This window comes from Snodgrassella sp. W8132 (assembly GCF_016100865.1).
Taxonomy (GTDB): Bacteria; Pseudomonadota; Gammaproteobacteria; order Burkholderiales; family Neisseriaceae; genus Snodgrassella; species Snodgrassella alvi.
On sequence record NZ_JACFRQ010000001.1, the window covers coordinates 587542 to 612716 of the forward strand.

Consider the following 25175-nt stretch of genomic DNA (forward strand, 5'->3'; position numbering starts at 1 on the left):
GCAAAAACAAGCTGCTGAGTGAGTATTTTGTCAGGTTCAGGCAGCTTGTTTTAAATAGTGTTTAAATTCGGAAAATAGGTGATTGTATTTTTGTGAATTAATTTTCAGCCAATGCTTGTTGCTGAGCAGCAAGAATTTGTTTAATTCCTTTTTGTGCCAGGGTGATTAAATCATTTAACTGACCGATACTGAAAGTAGCTCCTTCGGCTGTACCCTGAATTTCAACCAGCTGCTGTGAGGCGGTCATCACTACATTAATATCCGCATCACAGGATGAATCTTCCGGATAATCCAAATCGAGCAGGAGATTACCGTCAATCATGCCAACAGATATAGCAGCTACAGCTTCACAAATCGGATTTTCACTGATCAGCCCTTTTTCCAGTAATTTTCTGACTGCCAGAGCAAGTGCAACATAAGCGCCGCTGATACTGGCGGTGCGTGTGCCTCCGTCGGCCTGTATAACATCACAGTCAATCAGTATCTGGCGGCTGCCCAGTTTTTCTAAATCTACGACTGCCCGTAAGGAACGGCCAATCAGGCGCTGAATTTCCTGAGTTCTCCCCGATTGCTTTCCTGCTACTGCTTCGCGGCGCATACGGCCATTGGCTGAGGCGGGCAGCATGCCATATTCTGCTGTTACCCAGCCACGACCCTGATCTTTTAAAAAGCCGGGTACATTTTCATCAATAGTTGCTGTGCAAATTACTTTAGTATTACCGCAGCAAATCAGTACAGAACCGTCTGCCTGTGCGAGGAAATCAGGCACGATACTAAGATGACGTGGCTCATCGTCAGCACGTCCGGAACGATTGGATAGAGGTGTGTTTTTCATATTTAGAGACTTTGTCGGGAGATGAATGCAGAATTATATAACCAGTGTGTTGCGATTCATATCAATTAAACCTTTTATGGATTAAGCCGTTTTCGTTATACTTGATTTAATTGCCAGTTTGAATATAACCCGGCAGGAATAAACGGTTTAAGGAAAATATATATGTTATACAGTATGACTGGCTATGCAAATGCATCAGAACAATGTGGAAATCGCCAAATTAATGTTGAGCTCAGAGCAGTTAACCATCGTTATTTGGATATCCAGTTTAAAATTGCAGAAGAATTACGTCCGTTTGAAGGCAAGATGCGTGAATTAATCAGTTCTCAGGTGGCACGGGGTAAACTGGAATGCCGTATTCAGATTCAAACTCTGCCCAGCGAAAGTACTGATGATTTACCGGTTAATCACAAACTGGTAGAACAACTGGCATCATTTAATCAACAGTTGCGTCGCAAGTATAAAGATTTAGGTAAATTAACTGTTGCAGATATTTTGCATTTCCACGGTGTTATTGTGGCGCCAACGGAAGACGAGGAAATATTACATAACGGTGTACTGACTTTACTGGGACAAGTCCTCACCGAATTTAAAGCAGCGCGGGCTCGTGAAGGTAAAAAACTGCAGCAGCATTTGCTGGATCGTCTGAATGATATGACAGATATCGTGGCAGCTATGCAGCAGTTGTTTCCGCAATTATTGCAGGACTATATGAATAAGGCTGAAGCCCGTTTGCGCGAGGCAGTGGCTCAGGTAGATGCAGAGCGCCTGAAACAGGAATTCGCATTGTTTATGCAAAAAGCCGATGTAGATGAAGAACTGAATCGTTTAAATACGCACATTGCCGAAGCACGACGTCTGATAGAAGAACATCGCGGCAGCGTGGGTAAACGTCTGGATTTTCTGATGCAGGAACTAAATCGCGAAGCCAATACGCTTGGCAGTAAAGCAATAGCCATTGAATGTACACAGGCATCAGTAGGGCTTAAAGTACTGATTGAACAAATGCGCGAGCAGGTACAGAACGTAGAATAAACAATAGCTGTTTATGCCATACTATTAAAAACCAGAATTGCTGTTAAAATTGAAACCGGCAATTCTGGTTTTGTTTTAATTCCAGTATCTGTTTGAAACCAATTCTAAAAAGCCAGTTTGACCATACGATTGGCAGCTTCAACACATTCTTCGACACTGGATACCAGTGCGATCCGCACAAAGCCTGCTCCGGAGTTACCGTATGGTGTATTACGAGCAAGATAACGTCCCGGTAATACACGAATCGCTGCTTTTTGCCATAATTTCTGTGTAAAGGCCAAATCATCACAATCGGGAACATTCAGCCACAGATAGAATGAAGCATCAGGTTTATGCAGGGCAAATTTTTGCTGTAATATCGGAATTACTTTATCAAATTTTTCCCGATACTGATTACGATTGGCAATGACGTGTTCTTCATCATTCCATGCTGCAATACTGGCGTATTGTGTAGGCAGGCTCATGGCACTGCCATGATAGGTGCGGTAGAGCAGAAAATCAGCCAGAAGTTTACTGTCACCTGCTACAAAACCGGAACGCAGTCCGGGTGCATTAGAACGTTTAGACAGGCTGGTAAACATAATCAGACGGTCGAATGTCCGGCCTAACTGAGTAGCCGCCTGTAATGCCCCCAGAGGCTTGTTATCATCATCAAAGTAAATTTCTGAATAGCATTCATCTGACGCAATCACAAATCCGTATTTGTCCTGTAAGGCAAATAGTTTTTTCCACTCGTCCAGATTCATTACCGCGCCACTGGGGTTGCCCGGAGAACAAACGAAAACCAATTGTACCTTTGGCCATGTATTCTGATCGATTTCCTGCCATTGCGGCATAAAATGCGGAGCGCGGCAATTGACATATTCTACCCGCGCGCCAGCCAGCAAGGCTGAACCTTCATATATCTGATAAAAGGGGTTCGGGCTGACAACTACAGGCTGATATTCAGTACTGCTGTCAATGATGGTTTGAGTAAATGCAAATAATGCTTCCCGGCTGCCCAACACGGGTAATACTTCAGTATCAGGATTAATTTTTACCCCTGAGTAGCGGCGCATAAGCCATTGAGCACAAGCCTGACGAAGCTCAGGAATGCCGGCAGTAGCCGGATAGGCTGCAAGTCCATCCAGATGCTGAATCAGTGCATCAGTTAAAACCGACGGGGTAGGGTGTTTGGGTTCACCAATATGTAATGATATAGGCTGGAGATCAGCCGGTGGTTCCAGACCATCCATTAATTTACGTAATCTGGCAAAAGGATAGGGCTGTAACAATTCCAGTTTCGGATTCATAATCGTAAATACAAATTATTGTAAATGCTTTGATACTACCACCAATCAAATTACTGCGGCAGTAAGTATTCATTTTTAGCTCCAGAAAATACCGGTTACAGACAAATAAAAAACCACATGCATGCATGTGGCTTATGAAATTATTCAGCAATTTCAGGCAGATTTCTGGACAGCCTGAATTTTGCCGGTCAGTAAATATTCAATGGTTTCTTTAACAGTGCGCATAGCTGAACCGAATGGCAGCGGATCTTTACCACGGAAAAATAAACCTTTGTCAGTTTCTCCGCGCCAGGCTGCAGCAAGTTTCAGATCAATACAGAATTGTCCGACTTTTTCCAGACCATCACGTAAACCGCATACAGACAAACAGTTAATCCCCTGCGTACAGCGCCGCGGGTCTGCTTTGGCATTAGCCTGTAATACGCTTTCACGTTTCAGATAGCTATCCAGAAATTTAGTTTTAACGCCACGTGCCGGTAAGCCAGCTACCGACATGAATTCTACAATTTGTTCGCCTTCGGCACCGGCGAGAGTTTTTTTGAAATTGATATGTGCATCACCTTCCTGAGTCACAGCAAATGCTGTACCAATTTGTACAGCAGCTGCACCCCATTCTTGTAAGGCTACGGTGATTTTCTGAAAATTAGCCATCCCGCCAGCAATGATCAAAGGGATTTTTTCCCGTTCCAGATCAAGTTTTTTAAATAATTCGAATGTTTCAGTCAGTACCCGTTTAAATTCAAAACGTTCATCATTAACACCGGCAACAGTTGCTGCACCAAGATGCCCGGCAGCATGGGCGGGATGTTCGATTACAATTGCATCAGGCAGACGGTTCTTTTTCATCCAGCGTTTAAGCACAATACCAATACCGCGTGATTCAGACAAAATAGGCAGTAAAGCAACATCAGGAAAATTTTCAGTCATATCCGGTAGGTCCAGCGGCAGACCTGCTCCCATTACAATTGCGTGTGCACCGGATTCACAAGCCTGCTGTACCATCGCATGATGGTCTTTAACCGCTTTCATCACATTAACTGCGATCATTCCGCGTCCTTCAGACTGGGCAAGTGCGGATTTGATTTCACGATCAAGTGCAATCCTGTTTAAGGTATCGTATTTTTCCTGTGTAGGATTTTCTTTGGACTGCTCAAGTAAATCGGAATGCAAATGACGTAAATCCACGCTGGCAATCGTTCCTACTCCATTTTCTCGTGCTACTGCACTGGCCAGACTTGAGGCGGAAACACCTACGCCCATACCGCCCTGAACAATCGGAATGAGATGATGATTGCGAATAACTAGTGGTGCAAATTCCTGCATATTGCTTCCTGTATTTTGTTTAGTAAGCGATGCTTTAAAGTATTGCTTCGAATAAAAGCCTGTAATTACAGTAAAAAACGTTGGAAAGCATTTTAATTCAGCTGGCTTTTATCAATTAGTGCTTCTACTCTATTCTTGCGCAAGGACACTGTCAAGAGATTAAAACTTCTCAGAGCGATATGGCTTTCTCAAAATGGTAAAATTTGTATGATTTGTACGACAAGGTTAGTTAATGTAATGATTGTCATTTAAGCCTTAATGCTTAGAGCAATTATTACCAACTCATGTTATATTCACTGAGTAAGCATGATTCAGGTAATCACAACAGGGCAAATAACTAATGGTTACATGTAATGCACAGCGGCGTGCTGTTTTAGGTGCGCTTGTTTTATTTCTTTCTGCTTGCAGAAGCAGTAGTCGAAAAATAGTTCAGTCTGGTACTCAACCCCGTCTGGCTCCTATTCGAATTACTAAAGTCAGTCATCAGGCAGGGAGTCAGGAATTGCTGTTGCATAGCATGAGTCTGATAGGTACACCCTACCGTTATGGCGGCAGTAGCCGGGGTAGCGGATTTGATTGCAGTGGTATGGTGCAATATGTTTACCAGCAGGCATTGCAGGTAAATCTGCCTCGTACCGCACGTGATATAGCAGCTGTTTCCGCCCCGATCCGCACAAAAGATTTGCAGGTTGGGGATTTGGTGTTTTTCAACACTTCGGGACAGGCTTATTCACATATGGGGCTGTATATTGGCAACGGTGAATTTATTCATGCGCCTTCCAGCAGCGGTGTTATTCGCACGGCCAGACTGGACCAGCCCTATTTTAGCCAGCGTTTTACAGGTGCACGCACGCTGTTTGCCCGCTGAATAAAATTAATTATTCATTTTGAATTTAATAATCACGATATAACAGGACAACAACATGAGTGAGCAGGATTTAGTATTGGTACTTAACTGTGGCAGTTCTTCAGTAAAAGCCGCAGTAATGGATTTAGCCGAAAAAGAAGTTTTAATGAGCTGTCTGGCTGAAAAAGTAGGTAATACTGATGCTTTCATCACCTTTAAAATCAATGGTGAAAAACATAAACACGCTTTAACCGGCAATCATGATCACGTCGCAGCTGTAATGGCTTTGCTGGAACAGTTAAAAGATCTGGGCTTATATGACCGTGTCAAAGCTATCGGCCATCGTGTCGTACATGGCGGCGAACGATTTACCCAGTCTACAGTGATTACTCCTGAAGTAATGCGTGATATTGAAGCCTGTATTGTATTGGCTCCGTTGCATAATCCTGCTCATATTCTGGGCATTCAGGCAGCACAGCAGGCGTTTCCTGAGCTGCCGCAGGTAGCAGTATTTGATACAGCATTCCATCAGACTATGCCACCGCATGCTTATCATTATGCTATTCCGTCAACACTGTATACCCGTTACGGTGTACGCCGTTATGGTGCGCATGGTACCAGCTACCGTTATGTTGCTCAGGAAACCGCAGCATTTTTGCGCCGTGATATTAATGAAATGAGCATGGTGATTGCTCATCTGGGTAATGGTGCCTCTATTACCGCTGTTAAAAACGGTCGTTCACAGGATACCAGCATGGGGCTGACCCCGTTGGAAGGTCTGGTTATGGGTACCCGTTGCGGCGATATCGATCCGAGTATTTTCTCTTTCCTGGCCGCGAATGCCAAAATGAGCATTGATGAAATTACCGAAATGCTGAACAAAGAAAGCGGTATGCTGGGTTTATCCAATCTTTCCAACGATTGCCGTATGCTGGAAGAAGCTGCTGCCAACGGACACAAAGGTGCCGAGCTGGCTCTGGATGTATTTGCCTACCGTCTGGCTAAATATGTAGGCGGTATGATGGTTGCCTGCGGCAGTCTGGATGCATTGGTATTTACCGGTGGTATTGGTGAAAACTCAACTACAATGCGCGAAAAAGTAGTTAATTATCTGAATGTATTTGGCATGATTTTGGATCATGATGCCAATATGGAAGCCTGCTTCGGTACACCGGGTGTGATTAGCACAAAAGACAGTAAAGCAGCAGTTTTGGTTATTCCGACTAATGAAGAGCTGATGATTGCTCAGGATACTGCCCGTTTAACAGGGATGCATGTGTAAAGAAATGAATTCGAAACAGTGAAATAACTGTGAGATATTCTTAAGACTTTTAAAACAGGCTTTGTATGATTACAAAGCCTGTTTTTGTATAACATTTTATTTATTTAAATAAATACTTTAATATTTCATAAAAAATATAAAATCAGATATCAACTAATAATGAAAAAGGAATCCGTAAGATGGATTCCTTGAGAAGCAGATATTATAAATAAATAACTATTTATAAATTAATTTCCCCAATATGAAGAAATAATTGCCTGCTGATTAAATTGCATTTTTTGATTATCTGTCGTGGCAATATCATGAGTACTCGCAGTAAAACTCGACATGGCATTTACTAACTGTTCAACTTGTGAAGCATAAATTTCCTTACCATCAGCAGTGGTTATACTATACTGACGGTTATATTCAGAAACAAACCAGCTTTTTACGGTAACCTGATCAGAAGTACCGATATGACTGATAATTAAATCATTTCCGTTTTGACTAAACCATAATTCTCTGCTGCTATAGTCTTTGAAGGCAAGAATATCGCCTTGTTGTCGGTTTATTGCTATATCTTCAACAACATCTCTGCCATGATTAGCGTTGAAAACATATAAATCTTTTTCAAAGTTACCGCCGAAAAGATAATCATCGCCGGCACCGCCATTCAGTATATCGTAACCTTCTTCTCCAAAAAGTGAATCATTACCTTCTTCACCATAAAGGGTATCGTTACCCTGTCCTCCATAAATGTAATCGTTGCCCTTACCGCCATAAAGAATATCATTTCCTTTTTTACCATTGATAATATCATTACTGTCCCAGCCGGTAAGTACATCATCATTATCAGTACCCTCTAGTACAAATGTCATTTTTGCAATATCAATTGTAGTTATTGTTTTATCTTCAAAGATAAAATTAAATGCACGTGTATTTGCATAATCTGAGATGAAGAAATCAGTAAGAGTAACTGAATCATTATTGCCATAAGCCTGTATGACTAAATTGTTTCCTGAACGGCTGAATCTGGCATCAGCAGCAAAAGCTTTTTCAAATTTAACATCATTATAGTTATTGCAATCGGAAGATAAGCTTTTATCATTGATAATGTCATTACCGTGACCTGTCTGAAAGATATAGAGGTCTTTTCCTTCACCGCCAGCCATAACATCATTACCAGTACCACCAATCATAACATCGTAGCCGTCTCCTCCCAGCAGGATATCGTTACCATTGCCGCCAATAAAAATATTATCTCCCTGGGTGTCTTCCAGGTAATCATCACCGTCGCCGCCATTAAGAATATCGTTACCATTGCCGCCGTATAGCTTGTCATTGCCGGCTTCGCCATTGAGTATATCGTCGCCGTTGCCGCCATACAGAATATCATCACCCAGCCCGCCATTAATAATATCGTTACTATCCCAGCCATGTAGTACATCATTACCATCGGTACCATTCAGAACTAATGTCATCTGGGCAATTGCTTCAGCCGGAAGAGTGATATCTGCAAAGATAAAATTAAAAGCGCGTGTGTCTGTACTATCTGGTTTAAAGAAGTCTGTAAGAGTAACCGAATCCTGATTACCATAAGCTCTGATAATTAAATTATTTCCTGAACGGCTAAAAATGGCATCTTTGAAGAACGCATTTTCAAATACAACATCATTGTACTTTTCATGATTTCTGTCTTCATAACCTTTATCATTAATAATGTCCTGACCGTGTCCTGACTGAAAAATATAACGATCTTTTGCCCAATCACCGCCATTCAGAATATCATTACCTGCACCACCGTTAAGAATGTCATATCCGGCATTGCCAATCAGCGTATCGTTACCATTACCGCCGATAAGAATGTCATTTCCATCGCCGCCATCGATATAATCGTCACCGTCTCCGCCATCTAAATAGTCATTACCATTATCACCGCTAAGAAAGTCATTTCCATCTCCGCCGTTAAGAATATCATTTCCATCTCCGCCGTACAGTCTGTCATTACCCAGTCCGCCATTAATGATATCATTGCTGTCCCAGCCCTGCAGTTCATCATCACCGTCAGTACCGTTTATGATAAATGTCATTTTTGCAATATCGACTGCAGTTAATGTTTTATCTTCAAAGATAAAATTAAATGAACGTGTATATGAGTTATGAGTGATAAAGAAATCGCTAAGAGTAACTGAATCATTATTGCCATAAGCCTGTATAACTAAATCGTTTCCTGAACGGCTGAATCTGGTATCTGCAGCAAAAGCTTTTTCAAACTTAACATCATTATAACTATTACTATCAGAGGACGAGCTTTTATCGTAGATAATGTCATTACCGTGGCCTGTCTGAAAGATATAAAGGTCTTTACCTTCACCGCCAGCCAGAACATCATTACCAGTCCCGCCAATCAAGACATCATAGCCATCATCACTACCAAGCAGAGTATCGTTACCGTTGCCGCCTATAAGTACATTATCACCATGTTCGCCAACGATATAGTCGTCGCCATCGCCGCCATTAAGAATATCGTTACCATTGCCGCCATATAGTTTGTCGTTACCGGTACCACCGTTAAGAGTATCGTCGCCGTTCCCGCCATACAGAATATCATTACCCGCTCCGCCATTAATAATATCGTTACTATCCCACCCATGCAGGACATCATCGCCATTAGTGCCATCCAGTGTGAATGTCATCGCTGCGATATCATTGCGATATAAAATTTTATCGGCAAAGATGAAATTGAAAGCACGGCTATCAGCATTATCAGTATTAAAATAATCCGGCAGGATAACAGCATCTGTTGCACCGTATGCTTTGATTACTAGATCATTACCGGAGCGGGTAAAAATAGCATTAGCTGCTTTAGCCTGCGGAAAAATAAGATCATTGTATTGAGATATATCATATTCATTACCTTTATCTTGTATGATGCTCTGTCCATGACCCGGCTGGAAAACATAGCGATCTTTTGTCCAGTCGCTCCCGGTTTGTATTTTTTTAACAGTTTTAATCATTTCTAGCTCCTTATAGTTTTTGAAAATAAATATTAAAATTATTTATATCAAGTAAATATTTTTCAATTTAAATAATATGTTTTTAAACATAAATGTTAAAAATTTGCTAATGAAAAAATAAATGTGTGAATATAATTTGCTTAAATATCTAAAAGCACCTTTGTTTCAGTTGATTATTTGTAATTGTATATTTTGTTTTATATTTTGTATGTATCTGCATTTAAAATGTTGTATTTTATTTACTTTAATACTATTTTTGATTGATATTTAATCATTTATTTATAAATATACAAACAGATAATTGGTATACAAAATAGTTTATTAGTGAATTATTTTGACTATTTATTTTGATAAATTACTTCATTAAAGCAAAAAGGGAAAGTTCTAATTATAGAACTTTCCCTTTACTAAATTGATATTTTAATTAGAAAATATATTGATTATTAATTACCCCAATATGATGTAATAGTTGTCTGATGATTAAATTGAAGCATTTGTTCATCAACAGAAAATTCATCATTCTGATTTTTGGTGAAATCAGCCATTGCTGTTACCAATTGCTGAACCTGTGATGCAAAAATTTCTTTTCCATCGGAAGTGGTAATACTGTATTGTCTGGAATCATTACTATAAAACCAGTCTTTAACGGTTACTTGATCTATTGAGTAAATATGACTAATAATTAAGTCATTACCATTTTGTTTAAACCATAACTCATCACTATTGTAATTTTCAAAAGCCAAAATATCACCTTGCTGCTGATTATATGCTTTATCCATTACGACATCTTGTCCATGATTTCTATGGAATACATAACGATCTTTTTCCCAGTCACCGCCACGGAGAATATCATTACCGGTACCGCCAATAAGGATGTCGTAACCTTTGCCGCCGTTCAGGGTGTCATTACCGGCACCGCCGATGAGAATATCATCTCCATTATCCCCATTCAGCAAGTCATCCCCGTCTTCACCATATAGGATGTCATTACCATCACCGCCGTATAAAGTATCATTACCGGCACCGCCATTAAGAATATCTTTACCATACCAGCCAGTAATAACATTATCATTATCATCCCCGGTCTGAGTAAAGGTGTAGTTATTCTTAATTTCATCAATAGAAATAGTCTGATCATCAAATACGAAATTGAAAGATCTGCTGTAATAATTTCTGTAGTTGAAATAATCCGGAAGGGTAACGGAATCGTCTGAGGCATATGCACGAATAATCAGATCAGTACCTGAGCGGATAAACTGAGCATCAGCCAGATTTGCACCTTTAAAGACCAAATCATTGCGATTTGATTGGTAATATGCATCATCTTCGCCCCGATCATTGATTACATCATGTCCGTGACCGGCTGTAAATTCGTAGCGATCTTTTTCCCAGTCACCACCATTAAGAATATCATTACCGGTACCGCCAATAAGGATGTCGTAACCTTTGCCGCCGTTCAGGGTGTCATTACCGGCACCGCCGATGAGAATATCATCTCCATCATCCCCGTTCAGCAAGTCATCCCCGTCTTCACCATATAGGATGTCATTACCATCACCGCCGTATAAAGTGTCATTACCGGCACCGCCATTAAGAATATCTTTACCATACCAGCCGGTAATAACATTATCATTATCATCCCCGGTCTGAGTAAAGGTGTAGTTATTCTTAATTTCATCAATAGAAATAGTCTGATCATCAAATACGAAATTGAAAGATCTGCTGTAATAATTTCTGTAGTTGAAATAATCCGGAAGGGTAACGGAATCGTCTGAGGCGTATGCACGAATAATCAGATCAGTACCTGAGCGGATAAACTGAGCATCAGCCAGATTTGCACCTTTAAAGACCAAATCATTGCGATTTGATTGGTAATATGCCTTATCTTCGCCCCGATCATTGATCACATCATGTCCGTGACCGGCTGTAAATTCGTAGCGATCTTTTTCCCAGTCACCGCCATTAAGAATATCATCACCGGTACCGCCAATAAGGATGTCGTAACCTTTGCCGCCGTTCAGGGTGTCATTACCGGCACCGCCGATGAGAATATCATCTCCATCATCCCCGTTCAGCAAGTCATCCCCGTCTTCACCATACAGGATGTCATTACCATCACCGCCGTATAAAGTATCATTACCGGCACCGCCATTAAGAATATCTTTACCATACCAGCCGGTAATAACATTATCATTATCATCCCCGGTCTGAGTAAAGGTGTAGTTATTCTTAATTTCATCAATAGAAATAGTCTGATCATCGAATACGAAATTGAAAGATCTGCTGTAATAATTTCTGTAGTTGAAATAATCCGGAAGGGTAACGGAATCGTCTGAGGCGTATGCACGAATAATCAAATCAGTACCTGAGCGGATAAACTGAGCATCAGCCAGATTTGCACCTTTAAAGACCAAATCATTGCGATTTGATTGGTAATATGCCTTATCTTCGCCCCGATCATTGATCACATCATGTCCGTGACCGGCTGTAAATTCGTAGCGATCTTTTTCCCAGTCACCGCCATTAAGAATATCATCACCGGTACCGCCAATAAGGATGTCGTAACCTTTGCCGCCGTTCAGGGTGTCATTACCGGCACCGCCGATGATAATGTCATCTCCGTCACCACCGTCAAGTTCATTATCTCCGACTGTAGCTAAAAGGAAATCATTATTTTTTGTACCTTTTACGTTTTTATTATTATCAGAAGCTAAGAAAACCCCAGCATTTATAGCTGCTTCTTTATTAATATTGGATAACCATTTTTCTGTAAAATTGTTTTGAATTGCATAGTCTAAAAAATTAGATAATATTTCATATCTATTTGTCCATTGTTTGCTTATATCTGGTTGATAAATCAGAAAATCACATAAATCTTCAAAGGCTTTTTCTGGAGTATTTGAAAATACCTGATTAAATAAAGCGGAAATATTTGAAAAATCTAAATATGCATTTCCTTTATCTATATTAATACAAATTTCATTAAGATAGGGTTGCAGACGGGTCTGTCCTAATAGACCTTGATAAATTGTTTCAGCTAAATCTTTATATGTCTTATCAATTGTATCATAAAGGTCTTGTCGCTCCTTTTCGGTTAATGTATAAAATATTTTGGATGATTCTCCCGTAAATGCATTCAATATGTTTAATTTATCTTTATATTTTTCAAGTTCTTCATCGGGCATAGGAATCATATCACGCTCTTGTGAAGGTGTTATGGCCGTACCTTCTGATTCAGTAGCAGACCAAACACTGGATATCCAATATTGCGCATTTTCAGTAAATTTCGGATCAGTTTTGGCCCATTCTAAAATAAGTTTATCTAATAAAGCTAACTGTTCTTCTTTTGTTTCTGCTGCTGAGTAAGCTTTTAATATTTTAGTAAGATTTGACGATAAAGCTGCAGCTTCTCGCAAATCACGTACTCTACCTACACCTTTTAAATTAGCAAGTTGCATTTGCTCATCGGTTAGTTCTATATGATCAATATATTCACTATAACGTGGATCATATTCAAAATTTACATCTCCCATTACATGTTCTGAGCCATCTGTTTTCTCATATGTTCCGGTTTGTGCTAATGTATTACCATTCCCTAATGATGTACTTGTATTTTTGTTACTTAGATTAAGAGATTTAATTCCAACCTGACTAAGAGTGAAAAGTTCATCTGCCTGAGTTATGCCATCTTGATTTAAATCACGCCAAACACGTAATTTAGAAAAATTTTTATCACTTGCATCTACCTTGCCGTCACCGTTGGTGTCAAATTCTTTTAATACAGCATAACCATTTTTAGCATATTTGCCATCTCCCATTGTTGTGCTATCACCAAACAATTCATTACCATTATTTATTATTCCATCTCCATTTCGGTCTATAACCAAAATTCCATCATCTGATTTTATCCACCCTGTAGCTGTTCTAATCCCATCATTATCGTGATCAAATAAAGCACCATCAAATTGATTTGTTCCAATTGTTTCAATACCATCTCCGTCTAGATCTAATACTAATGGATCGAATATATGATATTTTCCTTGACGGTTAGCTGACTTCCAGTTTTTATCTTTTGAACCGAAAAAGTTTTTCCAGTAGTCATTGATGTCCTGAATTTTTACAGGATCGTTATAAGTTTCATAAAAGCTATAAGCAATTCCTAAACCTGCAAATACTAGCCCAACAGCTTGTCCGCCGGGAATTATGGATGCAGTAGCAGAAGCAATATTAAAAATATCACCAGCCGTTAATTGTCCTACATCACAATCGTTATCAAGAAAATTAATTCCAGTTTGAAGATATGCAAATGCAGCTGATCCATATCCAAATTTGGCAGCCTGGCTGAATGGAATTGAAGATACATAAGAGCTCGTTACACTTGCCATACCGGCAGATGTTGATAAATTTGATTGACTGTGATTTGCTGCTGCAGCACCTTGAGCAGCGACACCACCTTTTGCAATAACAGTTCCTGCAAGTATTTGTCCAGCACCCATTAGAATTTCCTTAAATTGTTAAATATAAAAATAAAAATAAAAATAATAAAAATAATAATTTAGATTGAATTATAAATTATAATGGCATATATTAACCTCGCTTTGTTTTGTATGAATTAGTTTTGCTAGTTTTAATATTAGAGTTTAAAATCTATGTAGATAATTTTACGTTATAAGTTAATAATAAATTTGTATTACGATATATAACAATATGTATAATTAAAAATAATTAATTTAACAAACTTTATCATTATATTGTATTTGTTGCAATAACATAAATATATATATTGTTTTAATTTTTTAGTTAATATTAATAAATAAGTTCTGATTAAATTTATCTGAGAAATTTAATGGTTATAGTTATATTTTTTAATTTTTAAGTTATAGAAAATTATGAAAATTTCATATTTAAAAATATTTTATAAATATTAGTCTAAATTATTAGATTAATATTTATATGGCATTTATTGTTAAATTTGTATTATATTTTTACCGAAATCTCGTACCTTTTGCCAGTCGGTATATTCAATATGGGCATCTAGACGTGTTTCGCCTTTATTGAGTTTCATAACCAGACGCATCATGTAGCGGTCGAACAGGTTATATTTGGCATAGTGCAGCTCTCCGGCAAAAATTCCAATTAACTGAGGGCGCCATGGGCTTTTGGTAAAAAATTTACGTGTGTAGGTATGTGTTTGCGGTGTACTGCGATGAGGTTTGTTTGCCAGTATGCTGACGCTGAAAAAGGCACTTGGGGTGTTGTTGAGGATTTGCTGATGGCGTTCTATCCAGGGTGCCAGCTGAGAAGCGTAGTGTCCGTACCGGATAGAGGCACCAATAATAATTTTATCGTATTCTCCCTGCTGAATAAACGGCTCATCTGCCAGATTAACCATATCAACCGTGATACCGGCAGCAGTCCATTGCGCTTCAAGTGTCTGGGCAATTTTAAGGGTATAGCCAAAACGGCTGCTGTATACAAGCAGATATTTCATGGTGCACGGATTCAGATAAATAAGACTTATCATATCACGTCTGCCGGTTTTTACTCAGGGTAATTATTTAAAGCTGATTTTGTTTATTCAGGTACAAGATATTGGCTTTTTTACTGCGCGGAGGCTGGTACAATGGCGGCTGTTTTTGGAGATATATATGAAAGCCAGTCAGTTTTATATTTCAACATTAAAAGAGGCTCCGGCCGAAGCGGAGTTGGCCAGCCATAAGCTTATGCTGCGTACCGGGATGATCCGGCGTCTGGCCAGCGGATTGTATACATGGATGCCGATGGGGTTACGGGTACTGCGCAAGGTTGAACATATTGTGCGGGAAGAGATGAATCGTGCTGGTTCGATTGAATTGCTGATGCCGGTAGTTCAGCCGGCTGAATTGTGGCAGGAAAGCGGTCGCTGGGCATTTTATGGTAAGGAATTATTGCGTATTACTGATCGTCACGAACGTGAGTTCTGTATGGGGCCGACTTGTGAGGAAGTAATTACGGATATTGTGCGCAGTGAAATTCGCAGCTACAAGCAGCTGCCACTGAATTTTTATCATATTCAGACTAAATTCAGGGATGAGGTACGGCCACGGTTCGGGGTAATGCGTGCCCGTGAGTTTGTTATGAAAGATGCTTATTCATTCCATACTTCATTTGAATCATTGCAACAGACTTATCGGGATATGTTTGATGCCTATTGCCGCGTTTTTGACCGGTTGGGACTAGATTATCGTCCTGTGGCAGCAGATACCGGCAGTATTGGCGGAACGGGTTCGCATGAGTTTCAGGTTCTGGCTGATAGTGGTGAGGATGTTATTGCCTATAGTGATACATCTGACTATGCAGCTAATGTTGAGCTGGCTGCTACTTTACCATTATCAGGTGAACGCCGGAGTGCAGGGCAGGCTTTAAGCAAAGTTCATACGCCGAATGTACGCAGTATTGAAGATTTAGTGGCATTTTTAAATATTCCGGTTGAGCAGACTCTGAAATCGCTGGTTGTTGAGGGTGAAGAAGAGGGAACGGTAGTATTGCTGCTGGTTCGCGGAGATCATCATCTGAATGAAATCAAGGCTGAGAAGCTGGCAGGGGTAAAAGCACCGTTAACTATGGCTTCTGTGGCAGCTATTGAAGCAGCTTTCAATGGCGCACATGGTGGTTCGCTTGGTCCTGTGGGCTTTAAGGGTAAGGTATACGCCGATTTTGCTACTGCAAAATCTGCAGACTGGGTAATTGGTGCTAATGAAGACGATCATCATTACACAGGCTTTAATTTTGGCCGTGATGCAGCAGAACCGGAATTTGCTGATTTACGCGAAGTAATCGCCGGTGATCCTAGTCCATGCGGAACCGGAAGTCTGAAGCTGGCCCGCGGAATTGAGGTTGGCCATGTGTTCCAGTTACGGACTAAGTATTCTGAAGCTATGCAGGCTACTGTTCTGGATCAGAACGGTAAAAATGTTGTGCTGGAAATGGGGTGTTATGGTATCGGGATTACGCGTGTGATTGCTGCGGCAATTGAACAGAATAATGATGAACGCGGTATTATCTGGACAGAAGCTATGGCACCGTTTACGGTGGTGATTGTGCCGATGAATTATAAAAAGTCAGCTGATGTAAAAGCTGCCGCAGATAATTTGTATGCGCAATTACAGCAGGCCGGAATAGATGTGCTGCTGGACGATCGTGATGAACGTTCCGGTGTATTACTGCATGATTCTGAGCTGATTGGTATTCCGCACCGGATTGTGATTGGTGACCGTGGTCTGAAAGCGGGTAAGGTAGAGTATCAGGCACGCAGGGATACTGAAGCTACTGAGCTGGCCGTTGATGCAGTAGTGCCGCATATTTGTGCTTTATTCAGCCGTAATTAATATTTTAAATGTGTACAGACCGGACGTTGTGCGTCTGGTTTTGGTTGATTATTATTAGAAAATAATAATCTGATTTGATAATGTAATTATGGTTGCAGTTTAAAGATTACTGAATAAAAAACCAGATTTTGCAATCTGGTTTTTTATATTATTTAAGTAATTCGCCCGGAATCTTGCATACCGGAATCGGGTTGATTTTATGCTGCATGGCGCGGTGGTAGCGGTCGTAGATGGCAAATACTTCGCGTTCGCGGCCGGTGAAGTCGTCGATTTTATGTGTGTCGTAGATGCTCATTGCCCATTCCAGCTCGGGGTAGGTGGCGCCAATCTGCTCTTCATCGGTTTTATCGGCATCCCATAATCCATCCGTAGGCGGAGCATCAATAATATTCTGATCTATGTTCAGTTCTTCAGCCAGTGTATATACCTGACTTTTAAGCAGATCGGCAATCGGGCTGAGATCTACGCCACCATCGCCGTATTTGGTAAAGAACCCGACGCCGAAATCTTCTACTTTATTACCGGTTCCGACCACAAGCAGGCCGCGTTCCTGAGCGTAGTAATATAGTGCAATCATGCGCAGGCGGCTGCGTGCATTGGCCAGTGCCAGCTGGGTTTGTTCATCTTTATTGTCACCAATGTCTACCGCCATGGTAAATGAATCAAAGGTGCGGGTAAGGTCTACCCAGTGTTCTTCTATGTTGTTATAACGGCTTTTCAGCTGACGAATATGCTCCTGTGCCCGTGCTATCTGATTAACTTTCTGATGAATAGGCAGTTCCAGTACTAATGTGGGCAAGCCTGTTCTGGCGGCAAGAGTTGAGACTACGGCAGAATCGATACCGCCGGAAACGCCTACAACAAAACCTTTGCATTTTGCCTTAGTGGCATAATCACGTAACCAGTTAACAATATATTCAATGATGGCTGTTGTTTGCATGGTGTATTCTTTCGCTGATTATTGAGCAGGATTAATATACTTCTTTAAGCTTTGCCTTGCAAAGGGTCTGTTGCTGCCGGCTTATGTATGTAATCTGATTGGGCAGTAAGTGGTATATTAGGTTAGAATAGGTATAGTTTGTTAATGTCTTGTGACGGAAAAAATAGTTATATGCAGGATATGGTGCCAGCTGAAATCCGCTTAAGTCAGAATCGGCAGAGATTACGGCTGGTTTACGAAGCAAAAACATATGAGCTTGAGGCTGAGTTTCTGCGGGTATTTTCACTCAGTGCTGAAGTGCGCGGTCACGCAGCGGGACAGGAAGTATTACAGACAGGTAAGCGTGATGTAACGATTACTGCTTTGTCTCAGGTTGGTAATTATGCTTTGCGTATTGCATTTTCAGACGGACATGATACAGGGTTGTACGACTGGGATTATTTGTATGATCTGGCTGTTCGTCAGGCAGAACTCTGGGCTGGTTATGAAAAGCAGTTACTTCTTGCCGGTGCCAGCCGTGACCCCGACTGATTTGCGGTTATTCGGATGCAGGCAGCCGGATAAGTTTATTTGGGCAATATTTAATTCTGAAAGTGTGGTATGAGCGATCACAAAACTCATTTTGGTTATCAAACTGTTGATGAAGATGAAAAAGCGGGTCGTGTTGCCGGTGTATTCCATTCGGTGGCCAAAAACTATGATGTGATGAATGATGTGATGTCCGGCGGTTTACACCGGATCTGGAAGCACTTTACCATTACCACAGCTCCGGTACGTAAAGGCGATAAGGTACTGGATATTGCCGGTGGTTCAGGTGATTTGTCGCGCGGCTGGGCCAGACGGGTAGGACGCAGCGGTGAAGTCTGGCTTACTGATATTAATTCTTCTATGTTGACAGTGGGCCGGGATCGTTTACTTAATGAAGGGCTGGTATTGCCGGTGGCGCTGTGTGATGCAGAAAAACTCCCTTTCCCGGATAATTATTTTAATCTGGTGTCGGTATCGTTTGGTTTGCGTAATATGACGCATAAAGAGGTAGCACTGGCTGAAATGTATCGCGTTTTACAACCCGGCGGTACTTTGCTGGTGCTGGAATTTTCGCATGTATTCAAGCCGCTCAAGCCGGTTTATGATTTATATTCATTTAAAATGCTGCCGCTGATGGGTAAGCTGATTGCCAAAGATGCAGACAGCTATCAGTATTTGGCAGAATCAATCCGTATGCATCCTGATCAGGAAACGTTAAGAAAAATGATGCTGGATGTAGGATTTGATAGTGTGAATTATCATAATTTAACCGCTGGCGTGGTGGCTTTGCATAAAGGGGTTAAGTTTTAGTTTGTCAGTTGACACTGTGTTCAGGCTGCCATATGGTGGCCTGATTTGTTTTATATGTGACTGGGTAATGTTATGAGTGAAATTGAACAATTACAGCCGCAGCCGGTATGGCAGTGGTTTGCGCGTTTGTGTGCGGTACCGCGTCCGACATTTCATGAACAGGCTGTGCGGGAAATGCTGGTTAAGGCAGCACAAGAATATAGTCTGAAAACAGATATTGATGCTAAGGGAAATTTGCGTATTTGCAAACCAGCCACTGCGGGTATGGAAAATTGTGTGCCGGTAGCCATTCAGGCGCATATGGATATGGTGGCACAAAAAGGTGCTGATTCGCAGCATGATTTTCAGCGTGATCCGGTGCAGACCCAGATTAAAGAAGGCTGGGTTTGGGCTAATGACACGACCCTCGGTGCTGATAATGGTATCGGTCTGGCTATGGGGCTGGCAGTAATATTCAGTGAAGATATTGCGCATCCTGAATTAACGCTGATTGTTACGGTTGAAGAAGAAATCGGTATGGGCGGAGCAGAAGCGCTAAGTGCGGATTGGTTGCAGATGCCCTATCTGATTAATCTGGATACCGAAGAAGCGGGTGAGATTTTTATTGGTTGTGCAGGTGGTCGTGATGCCAGTATGACCTTACCTCTGAACTGGCAAGCCGGTAAGCTGTCTGCATGTACTGTTCGGGTGTCCGGTTTGCGCGGTGGTCATTCAGGCGTGGATATTGATAAAAATCATGCCAATGCTAATGTATTGCTGGCACGGGTGCTGTCCGGTTTGTATGCACAGATACCTTTTGCTCTGGGTTCATGGCAGGGTGGCGAGCTGCGCAATGTAATCACGCGTGAGGCTCAGGCTGTGATTGGCCTGGACGCTGATACAGCACGTACAGCTGTTGCACCAATTGCTGCTGTTATTGCTGCAGAATGGGCAGAAGAAACACAGTTGGATATTGAAGTTTTACCGGCAGAGGATCTGACTCAGGCCGCTACTTTGGAAAGCACTCAGAAAGCGCTTGATTTGCTGCTGGCTGTGCCCAATGGTGTAATGCGCATGAGTGAGCAGTTTAAGGGGATTGTGGAAACTTCTTCTAATATGGGGGAAGTGAAAACCGGAACCGATGGTTTACTGATACATTGTCTGATGCGTTCGCTTCTGGAAACACCTAAAGATGAATTCAGTTTGCGTCTGGCTGCATTAGCGCGAATGGCCGGGGCAAATCTGGAGTTAACAGCAGATTATCCGGGCTGGGCACCGAATGCAGACTCTTCTTTACTGAAACTAACCAGCACTATTTTTGCCCGTCACTATGGTAAACAGCCACCGTTGCAGATTATTCATGCCGGACTGGAATGCGGGATTCTCAGTGGTAAAGCACCTCATCTGGATATGGTGTCATTCGGACCGACAATACGTGCAGCACATTCTCCTAAAGAACGGGTAGAAATTAAAGCTGTGGCTGAATGCTGGTCTGTTTTGCTGGATTTACTCAAATCTATACCGCCACGGCAGTAATCTGGTTGCCGGTTGGTACTGAAAAGGCATGGCTGTGACATGCCTTTTTGCTATTTTTTGCTGCTATTCTTCGTAAACAGGGATATAGTAATCCTTAGCCGGTTTGTACCGGCATAAATAATTTCGGTTTTGATATTGTTAATCAGAATGAATTACTTTTACAATGGCCCATATATTTTTGTCCGGACAATCTGCCGGATCAGGAAGTGAGTTTTATGGATACTCAACAAAATAGCCGTCGTAATTTTCTGCGTGCCGGCGCTGCTTTTGCTGGTGCCGGTCTGTTGCAGGCTTGTCGCAGCAATCCGAAGCCTGACGTCAAAACAGCATCAACACCTAAAGTACCTGTGCAAACCAATAATAATCTTAATACTATGCGTATTTTTGCCTGTTCTGGATTTGGTGAAAGCGTCAGCCGAAGTGAGCTGGCAGCCCAGCGTCTGGCTATAGCCGGTTTTGCCGTGAGTAATCAGCAGGCGTTTATGCGTCGCTATCAGCGTTTTTCTGGCAGTGATGCTGAGCGTGCTGCAGATTTGCAGGATGTTGCTATCGGCCGGGTACCTGTACCGAAGGTGCTGATGGGGCTGCGTGGTGGATACGGGGCGATGCGTATTTTGCCTCTGGTTAACTGGTCTTCTCTGGGTGCAAGAATGCGTGAGCAGGGTACATTACTGTATGGCTACAGTGATGTTACTGCTGTGCAACTGGCATTGCTGGCTCAGGGGAAAATGTGCAGTTTTGCTGGACCAATGCTGTATAGTGAGTTTGGTAAACCACAGATGAGTTTATTTACCACCCGTTCTTTTATTGAGAACAGCTGTAATCCGAAAATGTCAGTTACAGTTGCCGATATACAGAATTATCAGATACGAGCTGAGGGTATTTTGTGGGGAGGCAATCTGAGTGTGTTGTCTGCGCTCGCCGGCTCTCAATTTATGCCACAGGTGAATGGCGGTATTTTGTTTATTGAAGATGTGGGTGAACAGCCATACCGGATAGAACGCATGCTTCAGACATTGTATCTGAGCGGAGTACTTGCACGACAGCAGGCAATTATTCTGGGTAATTTCCGTATGGGTTCGATTCGTGATGTCTATGACAGTAGTTATACTTTGAATTCTGTGATTCAGACGATGGCAAGGCTGACAAAGGTTCCGGTACTAACTGGATTTCCTTTCGGGCATATTACCGATAAGGTTACCTTTCCTCTGGGCGCTAAAGCAAGTTTGTATTCTACCAGTAATGGTGGTTATCAGATTGATTTCAGTGATTATCCGGTTTTGAATCCTTCTGTACTGGCTTTAAATACGCTACTTCCGCAACCGCCTGCCGTTGAGGGACTACTTAACGGATCTACTGCGCCTGCTAATGATTCTTCATCTGAAACCGAAGATACGATGTAATTATTCTGGCAGTAATTTGTCAGCTTGAGTTTTCAGCTGATTTATTCTGGCTGCTCCAGCCATTTGATAATTGCCTGATTATCAGCCGGAGCCCTGAGCTGACTGAGGGTATAGCGGTTCAGGGAATGATAAAAGGCTTGCTGCGCTTCGCTGAATAGTCGGGGAAGATAGCAAAACTCTGCCATTGAGCATGGGGGTTGCCGGCAGTTGATTAAATGAGGGGTCTCTGATGAGGCCAGCTCCAGTGCCTGAACAATATCACCCAGTTTGAGCTGATAGCTGGAGGCAGCCAGTTTTATACCGCCTTTTCTGCCCTTAAAGGAATCAATCCAGCCGCTCTGTGCCATGAAATATACAATTTTTACCAGATGATTTTTAGATACGCTGAGCTGTCTGGCCAGACTTTCTACGGTAGAAAGTCTGTTCTCAGGCAGGTATTGTAAAGCTAATAATACGCGTAGGCCTAAATCGGTAAAACGGTTTAATTGCATGGCAGACTGTCAGACTAATGGAAGGTCAATTTTGCCTGTTTTCAGCTGCCATGAAAAGATTTCGTTTAAATAATTTCAAAATGGTTATTATGCTGCCAGCTGGCTGAATCCGCCTGTACCGAACAATTCCATGAAAATCTGACTTTGTGGTATTTGTAAATCACGCAGAGCCTGATATTGTGCATGCATAAATTCTATCGGGCCGCAAATATAATAGTCTGCATCAGCAGGCAGTACTGAGCTGTCCAGTTCGGATAAATTCAGACGACCAGTTTTATCTGCTGCTAATTCTTTACCCGGATTTTCACAGGCCAGATAGCTGTGCAGATTAGGCATGCTTTGCTGCAATTCGGTGATATGCTGGTGCATCGCCAGTACATTACTGTTGCGGCAGGCATGAATAAAACTGATTTGCTGATGCGGATTTTTTTCTGCGGCAAGGGTATTCAGAATAGCAATCATGGGTGTGATACCAACACCTGCGCTAATCAGAACAGTATTTTTATGCGGATGGTGGAGTATAAAAGTACCTGTCGGGTTGGTTACTTCCAGTTCATCACCGATCTGGTAATGCTCATGCAGAGTTGTAGACACATAACCTTCAGCATGTTGTTTGTCACCAATTTCTTTTTTGACGCTGATGCGGAAATAGTTCGGGTGATTGCTGTCGGAAAGTGAGTACTGACGCGGTTGCCGGATGCCTAGCTGAGGTACCATAACCCGAACGGAAATATACTGACCGGGCTTATACTCCGGCAGCGGGCTGTTGTCTGCCGGTTGCAGATAAAAAGAGGTAATCTCGCTGCTTTCAATCTGCTTATCAACTATTTTAAATTTTTTCCAGCCATTCCAGCCGCCTTCAGTTTTATCTTGTTTCTTATATAGATTTGCTTCTGTGGTAATAAGAATGTCGGCCAGTTGCTGATAAGCGGCAGTCCATGCTTTTATCAGTTCACTTTCCATGGGGACGTTCAATACTTCACTGATAGAGTGCAGCAGATTGGTACCAACAATTGGATACTGATCCGGCTGAATATCCAGACTGACATGCCGGTGAGCGATCTGACTAACTGCATCGCCGAGATTCTGTAATTTGGTAATGTTTTGAGCATAAGCCAGTACTGCACTGGCCAGTGCATGTGGTTGCGCATCATTGCGCTGGTTGCCAAGGTTAAATATTTCTTTCAGGTCGGGGTTATTGGTGAGCATCCTGTTGTAAAAGTAGCGGGTTAGTTCAACACCATGTTCCTGCAGGGTTGGAATAGTAGACTGAACCAGTTCGATTTGTCTGGTAGTAAGTTGCATGATTGTTCTCCCGAAAATTTTATGTAATTTAATATGTATATAAAATACATATTTTATATTAGGCTGCTTAATAACGACTGTCAATAAATACTGAATCAATCAAATGAATAATTTTTCTATTTCAATCTGTTCGGTATTGCTTTCAAGGGATGAAATGCGGAAAGTGGCGCATAGATTGGCTAATATGAGTTAAACTGTCTGCTATTTTGGTTGTGGTATTTCTGGTCATTCCGGCTGTTATCGAGAATAGGGTGACTGGCTGTTGTGACTGATGAAATAAGCAGGATATCTGAGGAATGCTAAATTTATGATGATCCATCCGAATTTTGATCCAGTACTGATACATCTGGGTCCTCTGGCCATTCGCTGGTACGCATTAAGTTATATTGTTGGTTTTTGTTTGTTTATCTGGCTGGGACGCAGACGGATTAAAAGCGGGCAGACCATATTTACCAATGAATTGCTGGAAGATTTATTTACCTGGGGTGTATTCGGTGTGATACTGGGCGGGCGTCTGGGCTATGTTTTGTTTTATCAGTCTGCGTACTATTTCAGTCATCCGCTGGATATTCTGAAAATCTGGCAGGGTGGTATGTCGTTTCATGGCGGCTTTATCGGAGTGCTGGTCGCCATGTGGCTGTTTTCCCGCAAACACAAGGTTAAATTCTGGGCGGTAGCCGATTTTGTGGCGCCGCTGATACCGCTCGGACTGGCATGCGGTCGTATCGGTAATTTTATTAACGGCGAGCTGTGGGGACGTGTTACCAGTGCTGATGCTTTCTGGGCGATGGGTTTTCCGCACGCGCATGATGATGATGTGGCGCTGGTAATGCAGGATCCGCAAAAATGGCTGCCGGTATGGGAAAAATTTCAGATGCTGCCGCGCCATCCTTCACAGTTGTATGAATTTATGCTTGAAGGAATTGTGCTGTTTGTGATTATGTGGCTGTTTACCAAAAAACCTCGTCCGCTGGGGCAGGCATCTATGCTGTTTTTACTTGGCTACGGTGTATTCAGGTTTATTGTTGAGTTTGCGCGTGAACCTGATGACTTTCTTGGTTTGCTGGCGATGCATATGTCTATGGGGCAATGGCTCAGTCTGCCGATGATTGTGATTGGCGCAGTCGGATTCGCTTATACTTGTAAAAAAGCAGCTTAAACTGAATTTATAAAGCTGTTAAAGCCGCAATAAAATATATTTATTGC

At 41.8% G+C, this 25175-nt stretch carries 18 protein-coding genes; 9 read left to right on the forward strand and 9 right to left on the reverse strand.

All coding sequences use genetic code 11. From position 1 onward, the window contains the following. Window positions 1–97 precede the first annotated feature (97 nt). Window positions 98–835, reverse strand: a complete 738-nt coding sequence (gene rph / locus H3U82_RS02625) for a ribonuclease PH (protein ID WP_198209063.1) — start codon at window positions 833–835, stop codon at window positions 98–100. A 162-nt stretch (window positions 836–997) separates the two neighbouring features. Here rph and H3U82_RS02630 point away from each other — a divergent pair, with 162 nt between their 5' ends. Beyond that, on the forward strand, window positions 998–1870 hold the full coding sequence (locus H3U82_RS02630) for a YicC/YloC family endoribonuclease (RefSeq protein WP_232336097.1): 873 nt from the start codon (window positions 998–1000) through the stop codon (window positions 1868–1870). Between the two features lie 104 nt (window positions 1871–1974). On the opposite strand, the gene dapC is transcribed toward H3U82_RS02630, so the two are convergent. Further along, window positions 1975–3162, reverse strand: coding sequence for a succinyldiaminopimelate transaminase (gene dapC, locus H3U82_RS02635; RefSeq protein ID WP_084550006.1), 1188 nt, complete (start codon window positions 3160–3162; stop codon window positions 1975–1977). A gap of 153 nt (window positions 3163–3315) precedes the next feature. Continuing rightward, window positions 3316–4485: a nitronate monooxygenase family protein gene (locus tag H3U82_RS02640; RefSeq protein ID WP_198209065.1), complete on the reverse strand. Its 1170-nt coding sequence runs from the start codon at window positions 4483–4485 to the stop codon at window positions 3316–3318. 340 nt (window positions 4486–4825) lie between these two features. On the opposite strand from H3U82_RS02640, the gene H3U82_RS02645 reads away from it, so the two are divergent. After that, on the forward strand, window positions 4826–5353 hold the full coding sequence (locus H3U82_RS02645) for a C40 family peptidase (RefSeq protein ID WP_084547271.1): 528 nt from the start codon (window positions 4826–4828) through the stop codon (window positions 5351–5353). A 55-nt stretch (window positions 5354–5408) separates the two neighbouring features. Continuing rightward, window positions 5409–6614, forward strand: coding sequence for an acetate kinase (locus H3U82_RS02650; RefSeq protein WP_025330927.1), 1206 nt, complete (start codon window positions 5409–5411; stop codon window positions 6612–6614). A 227-nt stretch (window positions 6615–6841) separates the two neighbouring features. Here the strand turns inward: H3U82_RS02650 and H3U82_RS02655 are convergent, their stop codons facing one another. The 3 genes from H3U82_RS02655 to hemG all read right to left on the reverse strand — a co-directional run bounded on the left by H3U82_RS02655 (window position 6842) and on the right by hemG (window position 15134). Then, the gene (locus H3U82_RS02655) at window positions 6842–9610 is read right to left on the reverse strand and encodes a calcium-binding protein (RefSeq protein ID WP_198209067.1); all 2769 of its coding nucleotides are present in this window, start codon (window positions 9608–9610) and stop codon (window positions 6842–6844) included. A 443-nt stretch (window positions 9611–10053) separates the two neighbouring features. Further along, the gene (locus H3U82_RS02660; protein WP_198209069.1) at window positions 10054–14106 is read right to left on the reverse strand and encodes a calcium-binding protein; all 4053 of its coding nucleotides are present in this window, start codon (window positions 14104–14106) and stop codon (window positions 10054–10056) included. Between the two features lie 470 nt (window positions 14107–14576). Further along, the gene (gene hemG / locus H3U82_RS02665) at window positions 14577–15134 is read right to left on the reverse strand and encodes a menaquinone-dependent protoporphyrinogen IX dehydrogenase (protein WP_078474233.1); all 558 of its coding nucleotides are present in this window, start codon (window positions 15132–15134) and stop codon (window positions 14577–14579) included. A gap of 124 nt (window positions 15135–15258) precedes the next feature. Between hemG and H3U82_RS02670 the strand changes: the two genes are divergently transcribed. Next, entirely contained in the window at window positions 15259–16977 is a 1719-nt protein-coding gene (locus H3U82_RS02670) for a proline--tRNA ligase (RefSeq protein WP_198209071.1), read from the forward strand. 148 nt (window positions 16978–17125) lie between these two features. Here H3U82_RS02670 and nadE read toward each other — a convergent pair whose 3' ends face one another. Then, on the reverse strand, window positions 17126–17917 hold the full coding sequence (nadE, locus tag H3U82_RS02675; RefSeq protein WP_078474232.1) for an NAD(+) synthase: 792 nt from the start codon (window positions 17915–17917) through the stop codon (window positions 17126–17128). Window positions 17918–18061: 144 nt separating this feature from the next. Between nadE and H3U82_RS02680 the strand changes: the two genes are divergently transcribed. The 4 genes from H3U82_RS02680 (at window position 18062) to H3U82_RS02695 (ending at window position 22173) form a co-directional block, all read left to right on the forward strand. Beyond that, window positions 18062–18448 (forward strand): gamma-butyrobetaine hydroxylase-like domain-containing protein, encoded by a 387-nt coding sequence (locus tag H3U82_RS02680; protein ID WP_244895793.1) that lies wholly within the window; start codon window positions 18062–18064, stop codon window positions 18446–18448. A 69-nt stretch (window positions 18449–18517) separates the two neighbouring features. Further along, the gene (ubiE, locus tag H3U82_RS02685; RefSeq protein WP_037392994.1) at window positions 18518–19255 is read left to right on the forward strand and encodes a bifunctional demethylmenaquinone methyltransferase/2-methoxy-6-polyprenyl-1,4-benzoquinol methylase UbiE; all 738 of its coding nucleotides are present in this window, start codon (window positions 18518–18520) and stop codon (window positions 19253–19255) included. A gap of 72 nt (window positions 19256–19327) precedes the next feature. Then, window positions 19328–20770 (forward strand): aminoacyl-histidine dipeptidase, encoded by a 1443-nt coding sequence (locus H3U82_RS02690; RefSeq protein ID WP_198209073.1) that lies wholly within the window; start codon window positions 19328–19330, stop codon window positions 20768–20770. Between the two features lie 215 nt (window positions 20771–20985). Next, window positions 20986–22173: an LD-carboxypeptidase gene (locus H3U82_RS02695; protein WP_084586323.1), complete on the forward strand. Its 1188-nt coding sequence runs from the start codon at window positions 20986–20988 to the stop codon at window positions 22171–22173. Window positions 22174–22214: 41 nt separating this feature from the next. Here the strand turns inward: H3U82_RS02695 and H3U82_RS02700 are convergent, their stop codons facing one another. Together H3U82_RS02700 and hmpA are read right to left on the reverse strand one after the other, a co-directional pair. Beyond that, window positions 22215–22664, reverse strand: coding sequence for an Rrf2 family transcriptional regulator (locus tag H3U82_RS02700; protein WP_084586324.1), 450 nt, complete (start codon window positions 22662–22664; stop codon window positions 22215–22217). 87 nt (window positions 22665–22751) lie between these two features. After that, window positions 22752–23969, reverse strand: coding sequence for an NO-inducible flavohemoprotein (gene hmpA, locus H3U82_RS02705; RefSeq protein WP_198209075.1), 1218 nt, complete (start codon window positions 23967–23969; stop codon window positions 22752–22754). A gap of 307 nt (window positions 23970–24276) precedes the next feature. Between hmpA and lgt the strand changes: the two genes are divergently transcribed. Further along, window positions 24277–25128 (forward strand): prolipoprotein diacylglyceryl transferase, encoded by an 852-nt coding sequence (lgt, locus tag H3U82_RS02710; RefSeq protein WP_198209077.1) that lies wholly within the window; start codon window positions 24277–24279, stop codon window positions 25126–25128. Window positions 25129–25175: the final 47 nt, after the last annotated feature.